The sequence below is a fragment of the Streptomyces sp. NPDC058964 genome (assembly GCF_042741275.1).
Lineage (GTDB): Bacteria > Actinomycetota > Actinomycetes > Streptomycetales > Streptomycetaceae > Streptomyces.
This window is the reverse complement of the sequence record NZ_JBHYKH010000004.1, coordinates 40,771-49,427: the sequence shown is the minus strand read 5'-3', so window position 1 is coordinate 49,427 and position 8,657 is coordinate 40,771. Positions and strand designations below refer to the sequence as shown.

Sequence of the window (8,657 nt, the reverse complement as noted above, 5' to 3'; positions counted from 1 at the left end):
GGCGGCGGGCGCGCAGCCGGCGGCGAGGGCGCCCCCGGCGACGAGCCCGGCGCCCGCCCGCAGTGCCCCGCGGCGGTCGGTCGTGGTCACCCGCACCATTTAAGGGGCGTTGGGTAAGAAAACGCCCGATTGACCCGAATGAGGGATCCGTACGGGTCGCGACCTCCGCGAACGTCCGCTCAGCGGTCGGCGACCCGCATCTCGAACCACGTCGTCTTACCTCGTGGGAGCAGATCGACGCCCCACCGGTCGGCCAGCTTGTCCACCAGGAACAGCCCCCGGCCGCTGATGTCCGTCTCCTGAACCGGCATCAGACAGGGCAGCCCCCGGGAGGGGTCGCGCACCTCGACACGGATCCAGCCGCGTCGGCGGCGCATGCGGAGTCCGAAGACCCGGGCGCCGGTGTGCCGTACGGCGTTGCCGACCAGTTCGGAGACGAGCAGGACCGCGTCCTCCGTCATCTTCGGGGTGAGCCCCCACTGGCGCAGCACGACGACCTGGGCGAGCCGGCGCGCGGTGGCCGCCGACTCGGGGCGGGAGGCAACGGGCACCTCCCCCTCCGGTGGAGCGCCAAACAGCTCCAGCGCGTGTTGTCCTGTTTTTTCCACGCCGGCCGGCCACACGCGCGCCGCGGCCGCACGACTGTGTCCCCGCGGCTGTTCGATGCCCTCCAGCCCCGCCATGCCCCCATCATGGCCGCCCGGAGCGCCCTCCGTGGCCGTTCCTGCGGAATACGCCCCCCGGAAGCCCCCATTCCGGGACATCCGATCGGCATATGCCAAAGACATTTCGGCACCCGCCACTGCCCGGCCGACCTGCGCGAACGGGTCGCTTCCGGGCAAGCGACAGGCCGCCTCGACAAGGTAGGCTTAAGGTTGCCTTAAGGCTTTCATAAACCGCCCCATCGAGGGACCCGGATCAGACGTCACGTCAATTGCAAGGGGTTTCGCGGAAAACCTTGATCAAGGCCGGGAACCCCGGGGACCTCAGAGGAACTTCGCCTTGCCCGGCCCTTCCTCCACGAAGCTCTTCATGCCCCGCTCGCGGTCCTCCGTGGCGAACAGCCCCGCGAACCAGTTCCGTTCCACGGCGAGTCCGGTGTCGAGGTCCGTCTCCACACCCGTGTCGATCGACTCCTTCGCCGCGCGCAGCGCGAGGGCCGGCCCCTGCGCCAGCTTCGCGGCCCAGGCGTGCGCCTCGGTGTACACGTCGGCGGCCGGGACGACCCGGTCCACCAGGCCGATCGCCAGGGCCTCGTCGGCCTTCACCATCCGGCCCGTGAAGATGAGGTCCTTGGCCTTGGACGGGCCGACGAGGCGGGGCAGCCGCTGGGTGCCGCCCGCGCCCGGGATGAGGCCGAGCAGGATCTCCGGCTGGCCCAGCTTGGCGTTGTCGGCGGCGATGCGGTAGTCGGCGCACAGGGCCAGTTCGCAGCCACCGCCCAGCGCGTAGCCGGTGACGGCGGCGACGACCGGCTTGGGGATGCGGGCCACGGCGGTGAAGGAGTCCTGCAGGGAGCGGGCGCGCAGGACCATCGCGGTGTGGTCCATGGCCTGCATCTCCTTGATGTCCGCGCCCGCCGCGAACACCTTCTCGCCGCCGTAGATGACCACGGCGCGCACGTCGTCGCGGCGCGTGGCCTCCTCGGCGAGTTCCTTGAGCCGGTCCTGTGTGGCGACGTCCAGCGCGTTCATGGGCGGCCGGTCCAGGCGCAGCGTGCCGACGCCTTCGGCGACTTCGAGAGAGACGGTCATGCAGAGCAGGTTAACGGGGACTAACGCGCGGAGGCCCGGTGCCGTCCGTCACAGCACCGGGCCCCCGCGTCGGACGGTCCTACGCCGTCCACTTCTCCCACGACATGTTCCAGCCGTTGTACCCGTTGTCCGGGGCCACGGTCGCGTCGTGCGAGTGCTTGACGACCACCACGTCGCCGATCATCGAGTGGTTGAAGAACCAGGCCGCCGGGGTGCTCTTGCTGTAGCCGCCGCGCACGTCCTGCAGGCCCACGCAGCCGTGGCTGGCGTTGTAGTTGCCGAAGGCGCCGCCACCCCAGTAGTTGCCGTGGACGAAGGTGCCGGACGTGGTCAGGCGCATGGCGTGCGGGACGTCCTTGATGTCGTACTCGCCGCCGTAGCCGACGGTCTCGCCGTTCATACGGGTCACCGTGAGCTTCTCGCTGATGACCATCTGGCCGTTCCAGGTCTCGTAGCCCGGCTTGCCCGTGGTGATGGGGATGGTCTTGACGACCTTGCCGTCCTGGGTGACCTTCATCGTGTGCTTCTTGGCGTCCACGACGGAGACCTGGTTGCGGCCGATGGTGAACTTCACCGTCTTGGTCTGCTTGCCGTAGACCCCGGAGCGTCCCTCGACGCCGTCGAGGTTGTGGGAGACGGTGACCTTCGTGCCTTCCTTCCAGTACGTCTCGGGACGGAAGTCCAGCCGGTCGTTGCCGAACCAGTGGCCCTGGACGTCGACGGCGGGCTCGGTCTTGATGCTGATGGCCTTCTTCACGTCGTCGGGGTGCGTGATGCCCCGGGTGAAGTGGACGGAGAACGGCATCCCGACGCCGACCGTGGAGCCGTCCTCGGGGGTGAAGTAGCCGACGAAGGTGTTCTTCGGCGTCAGGGTGGTGAAGCTGGAGTCCTCGGCGGCCTCGCGGCCCGCGGAGTCCTTGGCGACGGCGTGCACCGTGTACTTGGTGGCGGCGGCCAGGTGGGACGAGGGCGTCCAGGTGGCGCCCCCGTTGGTTATCGCGCCGTCTATCTTCCTGCCCTTGGCGTCCTCGACCTCGACCTGGGTCAGCTTGCCCTTGCCGGCGCTGACCTTGAGCACCCCGCTGGTGTCGACCCCGGTCGCGCCGGACTTGGGCACGATGCTGACGACGGCCTCGGACTGCTTGCTCTGCTGTGCCGAGGTGTCCTTGCCCTTCCCGCCACCGGAGCCGGCGCCCGAGTCCGACCCTCCGCCGCCGCACGCGGTGACGGCCATGAGCAGGGCGCCGGCCAGCAGGACCGGCAGCCCCTTCCGGCCTCGTCTCCCCGCGTCAACCGACGCCCCCGATATCGGCCGCACGTTCAAGTTCTCTCCCCTCGCAGGGCCTGCTCAGGCCCGCACCCCGGCGCGTCCCGCGCGCACATTGGCGCATATTAACCGCAGGGTTTTGAGCTTCGTGTCAGCCAAAGGTCACCGTTCCGTCGCAACTTCGGCCGGCCCACTCACCGCGAACCCGGCCCCCCGTCGGCTCACTTGACCGCGCTGCCCGCCTTCCACTCCTTCCACCCCATGTTCCACCCTCCGAGCCCATTGTCGGGAGAGACCTTTTTGTCATTGCTGTTGACGACCTCGACGACGTCTCCGACGAGGCTGCGGTCGAAGAACCAGCCCGCGGGCGTGTCCGAACCGCCGCCCTTGACGTCCCTGAGGCCCACACAGCCGTGGCTGACGTTCACGTTCCCGGGCGCGTCCGGCGCCCAGTAGTTGCCGTGGAGGAAGGTGCCGGAGTCGGTGAGCTTCATGGCGTGCGGGACGTCGGGGATGTCGTACTCGCCGCCGAAGCCCACCGTGCGGCTGTTCATCCGGGTGACCTCGAGCATCTCCATCACCACCATCTTCCCGTTGTAGGTGGTGGTCTCGGGGGCGCCGGCGGTGATGGGGACGGTGGCGAGGAGCCGGCCGTCCCGTCTGACCTCCATGGTGTGCGCGGCCGCGTCCACCAGCGAGACCTGGCTGCGGCCGATCGTGAAGGTGAACGTCTTGTACTGCAGCCCGTAGACGCCGCGCGCGCCCTCGACGTCACGCAGTCTCAGATCGACGGTGACCTGGGTGCCGGGCTTCCAGTACTGCCGGGGGCGGAAGTCGAGGCGGTCGTCGCCGAACCAGTGCGGGCTGATCTCGACGGGTGGCCTGGCGCTGACGTGGATGGCCCGTTCGACGGCCGCGCGGTTCTCGATCGACCGGCTGAAGGCCAGGGAGACGATCATTCCGGTGCCGACGGTCGAGCGGTTCTCGGGGGTGACGTATCCGATGAACCGCTGGTCGGGGACGTACGTGGTGAAGGTGGCGTGCCGGGCCGAACGGCGCCCGTGGCCGTCCAGCGCCACCGCGTCGACGGTGTACTTGGCGGCGAGCGCCAGCTTGCGGTCGTCCGGCTCCCAGCCGGCGCCGTCGTCGGTCATGTGCCCGGCCACCGGGGTGTCCTGGGCGTCCTGGGACCTGACCACGCTGACCGATTCCAGGCGGCCGCCGGACGCCCGCACCCGCAGCCGCTCGCCGGAGCGCACCGCCTTGCTGCCGTCGTCCGGGGAGATGCGGATGATGTCGTCGGGTGCCGGCGGTTTGCCGAAGACCCGGTCGAGGGCGCTTCCGCCCGCCCCGTCCGTGGTGCAGCCGGCGGCTCCGGCCAGCAGTCCTGCCCATGTCAGTACGGCGGCCAGTGCGGCCCCCGCGCGCCGTGCGCGCCCTTGTGCATACCTCACGAGCGGCTCAACGACCGGGCCCACCCCGGGGAAACGTGAGTGCGACGCAAGCGCTGGGCAGAACAGTGGGAGGACGACGCGATGGGGAGCCGCGCCCGTGAGCCGCGGGGACGCCGGTGCCGGGAGGTCGTGCGCGCAGCGGGCCCGCCGGGTCCGGGCGCGCACGGCCGCCCGAGCACTGGCTGAGAGCGCTCCGAAGGCGAACGAGCCGACACAAAGGGGCCGCAAGGTGACGAGCGCAGCCGAGGAGCAGACAGTGGCTCAGGAGCGGGCCGTCGAGGGCGGCCGCCCGGCCTCCGCGGTGAACGGCGCCCAGCGCCCCACTCCTCCCACCCCACCCGTTTGGCCGGGCGCGCCCACCCCGCTCGGCGCGCGCTTCCGGGTCGGCCCGGACGGGGTGGCGGGCACCAACTTCGCGCTGTGGGCGGCCGGGGCGGAGGCGGTCCGGCTGTGCCTGTTCGACGAGCGGGGCCGGGAGACACAGTTGCGGCTGACCGAACTGACGCACGAGATCTGGCACGGTTTCGTGCCGGGTGTGATGCCCGGACAGCGCTACGGCTACCGGGTGGACGGCCGCTGGGACCCGTGGATCGGCGCCCGGTGGAACCCGGCCAAGCTGCTCCTCGACCCGTACGCGCGCGCGGTGGACGGCGAGTTCAGCCTGCCGCCGGAGGTCTACGGGCACGTCCGGGACTGGCCGGAGCAGCACGTCGCCGACACCGTGCGCGACGACCGGGACTCCGCACCGTTCGTCCCGAAGGGCGTCGTGGTCCATGACGACGACGACTGGGCGGACGACCGCCGTCCCAAGACCCCCTGGGCCGACTCGGTCATCTATGAGCTCCATGTGCGCGGCTTCACGCAGTTGCACCCGGACGTCCCGCCCGAGCTGCGCGGCACCTACGCGGGCCTGGCGCACCCGGCGGCCATCGCGCACCTGGTACGGCTGGGCGTGACGGCCGTCGAGCTGCTCCCCGTGCACCAGTTCGCCCACGAGGACCATCTGCTGCGCCGCGGTCTGAAGAACTACTGGGGCTACAACTCCATCGGGTACTTCGCCCCGCACGCGGCCTACGCGGCCTCCGGAACGACGGGCGGGCAGGTCGGCGAGTTCAAGCGCATGGTGCGCGCCCTGCACTCGGCGGGCATCGAGGTCATCCTCGACGTGGTCTACAACCACACGGCGGAGGCCGGCGAGCTGGGCCCCTCCCTGTCCCTCAAGGGCATCGACAACCGCGGCTACTACCGCCTCCAGGACGACGCCCGCCGCTACGCCGACTACACCGGCTGCGGCAACACCCTGCACGTCGTCCAGCCACAGGTCCTGCGGCTGATCACCGACTCGCTGCGCTACTGGGTGACGGAGATGGGGGTGGACGGCTTCCGCTTCGACCTGGCGGCGGCGCTGGCGCGCTCCATGCACGACGTCGACATGCTGTCCCCGTTCCTCGCCGTGATCGCCCAGGACCCGGTGCTGCGCCGGGTGAAGCTCATCGCCGAGCCCTGGGACATCGGTTCGGGCGGCTACCAGGTGGGGGCGTTCCCTCCGCTGTGGACGGAGTGGAACGACCGCTACCGCAACGCGATCCGCGACTTCTGGCGGGGCGCGCTCCCCGACGTGCGGGACCTGGGCTACCGCCTGTCCGGCTCCAGCGACCTGTACGCCTGGGGCGGCCGCCGTCCCTACGCCTCGGTCAACTTCATCACGGCCCACGACGGTTTCACCCTGCGCGACCTGGTCTCCTACGAGGGCAAGCACAACGAGGCGAACGGCGAGAACAACCGGGACGGCTCCAACGACAACCGCTCCTGGAACTGCGGGGCGGAGGGAGAGACGGAGGACGAGCGCGTACGGCTGCTGCGGCGACGGCAGCTGCGGAACCTGCTGACCACGCTGCTGCTCTCGACGGGCGTGCCGATGCTGGTGGCGGGCGACGAGCTCGGCCGCACCCAGCGCGGCAACAACAACGCCTACTGCCAGGACAACGAGATCAGCTGGCTGGACTGGACCCTGCTGGACGACCCGGCCTGGCGGCCCCTGTTCGACCTGACCTCCCGTCTCATCGCGCTGCGCCACCGCCATCCGGTCCTGCGCCGCCGCGCCTTCTTCTCCGGCCGCGCCCACTCGGCGGACGGGCTGCGGGACCTGGCCTGGTTCACGGCACGCGGCGAGGAGATGACCGAGGGCGACTGGTACGCCCCCGCGGCCACGCTCGGCATGTACCTCTCCGGCCGGGACATACCGGGCCGCGACGAACAGGGCGCGCCGATCGCCGACGACAGCTTCCTCGCGGTGCTGCACGCCGGGGACCGCCCGGCGAGCTTCGTGCTGCCCGGACCGCCGTGGGCCGAACGGTACGAGGTCGTCGTCGACACGTCACGCGAGGAGCAGGCCGAGGCGCCGGAGGCGGCCCACCGCGCGGGGACGGCCATGACGGTGCCGGCGCGGTCGGTGCTGCTGCTGAGGGTGAGGTAGCGGCGCTGTCCGGTCGGCCCCTCGAACACGCTGGTCGTAGGACCAGCGGCGGAGCCGGGTCGGGCCGAAACTCGGTGGGCGTTGTCGGTGCCGGTCCGTAGTCTCGCTGGTGATGCCGACGACACGTGCAACCACCGAGGACCCCACCGGCCGTTCGGCCGTCCGAACCCTGCTGCGCCTGTGGCCGTACGTCCGGCCGGTGCGGGTGCGGCTGTTCACCGCCGCGTTCGTCGCGGTCGTCGCCTCCTGTCTGGGGCTGGTGATCCCGCTCGTCCTGAAGTGGTTGGTGGACGGGCCGGTGGCCGACCGGGATCCGGGCGGGGTGTGGCTCGGCGCGCTGTATCTGCTGCTGCTCGGGATCGCGGAGGCGGGGCTGTTCGGGCTGCGGCGGTGGCTGGTCGCGCGGCCGCTGTCGAATGTCGAGGCGGAGATGCGGGCGGGCCTGTACCGGCACCTGCAGCGGCTGCCGGTGGCCTTCCACGACCGGTGGGCCTCCGGCCAATTGCTGTCCCGCGCCACGACCGATCTGATGCTGCTGCGCATGTTCCTCGCCTTTCCGCTGACGTTCCTGCTGGTCAACGGGGTGACGATCCTCGTCGGCCTGGTCATCATGCTGCAGCAGGACTGGACCCTGGGACTGGTCGTCCTGGGTCCCGCCGTGCCCGTGATGTGCACCTGCGTCGTCTTCGAGCGGCGGTACGCGGACGTGGCCCGGCTGGCCCAGGACCAGGTCGGCGACCTGACGACGGTCGTCGAGGAGAGCGTGCTCGGGATCCGGATCATCAAGGGGTTCGGCCGGCACCGCAGCCAGGCGCGGGCGTTCCGCACGCTGTCGTGGACGCTGCGCGGCACCGAACTGCGCAAGGCCCGGCTGCTGGCGACCATCTGGGCCGTCATCGTGACGCTGCCGGAGCTGGCGATCGGCGCGGCGCTGGTGCTGGGCGTCGTACGGGTGGCGGACGGGGACCTGTCGACGGGGACCCTGGTCGCCTTTCTGAGTACGGCTCTCGCGCTGCGGTGGCCCGTGGACTCCATCGGGTTCCTGCTGGCGATGACCCAGGAGGCGGCGACCGCGACGGAGCGGTACTTCGAGGTGATGGACGCCCGGCCGGAGGACCCGCACGTCACCGGACGGACCGGGAGACCGGCGGCCGCACGGACCGGTCTGCGGTTCGACGGCGTCATGTTCCGCTACCCCGATGCCCCGCCCGGCTCCCCGCCCGTCCTCGACCGCATCGACCTCCATATCCGCCCCGGCGAGTCCATGGCCCTGGTCGGGGCCACGGGCAGCGGCAAGACCACGCTCACCGCGCTCGTCCCCCGGCTGCACGAGGTGACCTCCGGGCGGATCACGCTGGACGGCGAGGACATCACCGCGATGTCCCGCGAGGAACTGCGCTCCAGGGTGGCGGTCGCCTTCGAGGAACCCACCCTGTTCTCGGCGAGTGTCGGGGAGAACGTGCTCATGGGGGCCGACGACGGCGCCGGTGCGCCGGAGCTGGAGCGGGCGCTCGCCGTCGCGCAGGCCGAGTTCGCGCACGGGCTGCCGCAGGGCACGCGGACACGGGTCGGCGAGCAGGGGCTGAGCCTGTCCGGCGGGCAGCGGCAGCGGCTGGCGCTCGCCCGGGCCGGCGGGGGGCGGCCCGGGGGGCAGGGCGGGGTCGGGCCGCGGTGCGCGCGCGGCGGGCCCCACCACGCCCCGCGGG

At 71.3% G+C, this 8,657-nt stretch carries 6 protein-coding genes; 2 read left to right on the top strand and 4 right to left on the bottom strand.

Going from position 1 to position 8,657, the window contains the following annotated elements; all coding sequences use genetic code 11:
• Positions 1 to 179: 179 nt before the first annotated feature.
• The 4 genes from ACFW2E_RS00955 to ACFW2E_RS00940 form a co-directional block, all read right to left on the bottom strand.
• A complete protein-coding gene (locus ACFW2E_RS00955; protein WP_384459322.1) occupies positions 180 to 683 on the bottom strand; it encodes an ATP-binding protein in 504 nt (167 codons plus the stop codon).
• A gap of 303 nt (positions 684 to 986) precedes the next feature.
• Entirely contained in the window at positions 987 to 1,754 is a 768-nt protein-coding gene (locus ACFW2E_RS00950; RefSeq protein ID WP_384459319.1) for an enoyl-CoA hydratase/isomerase family protein, read from the bottom strand.
• Positions 1,755 to 1,833: 79 nt separating this feature from the next.
• Complete coding sequence (locus ACFW2E_RS00945; RefSeq protein ID WP_384459316.1) at positions 1,834 to 3,078, bottom strand: Ig-like domain-containing protein; 1,245 nt, start codon at positions 3,076 to 3,078, stop codon at positions 1,834 to 1,836.
• A gap of 164 nt (positions 3,079 to 3,242) precedes the next feature.
• A complete protein-coding gene (locus ACFW2E_RS00940; RefSeq protein ID WP_384459314.1) occupies positions 3,243 to 4,475 on the bottom strand; it encodes an Ig-like domain-containing protein in 1,233 nt (410 codons plus the stop codon).
• A 229-nt stretch (positions 4,476 to 4,704) separates the two neighbouring features.
• Here ACFW2E_RS00940 and glgX point away from each other — a divergent pair, with 229 nt between their 5' ends.
• Complete coding sequence (gene glgX, locus ACFW2E_RS00935; RefSeq protein WP_384459311.1) at positions 4,705 to 6,951, top strand: glycogen debranching protein GlgX; 2,247 nt, start codon at positions 4,705 to 4,707, stop codon at positions 6,949 to 6,951.
• A 112-nt stretch (positions 6,952 to 7,063) separates the two neighbouring features.
• Positions 7,064 to 8,657: ABC transporter ATP-binding protein (locus ACFW2E_RS00930; protein WP_384459308.1), on the top strand; the 1,594-nt coding region annotated here is incomplete at its 3' end.

Bases quoted from the DNA above. Each gene is read 5' to 3' on its own strand.
- ACFW2E_RS00955 (WP_384459322.1), bottom strand. From the start codon at position 683: ATGGCGGGGCTGGAGGGCATCGAACAGCCGCGGGGACACAGTCGTGCG.
- ACFW2E_RS00950 (WP_384459319.1), bottom strand. From the start codon at position 1,754: ATGACCGTCTCTCTCGAAGTCGCCGAAGGCGTCGGCACGCTGCGCCTG.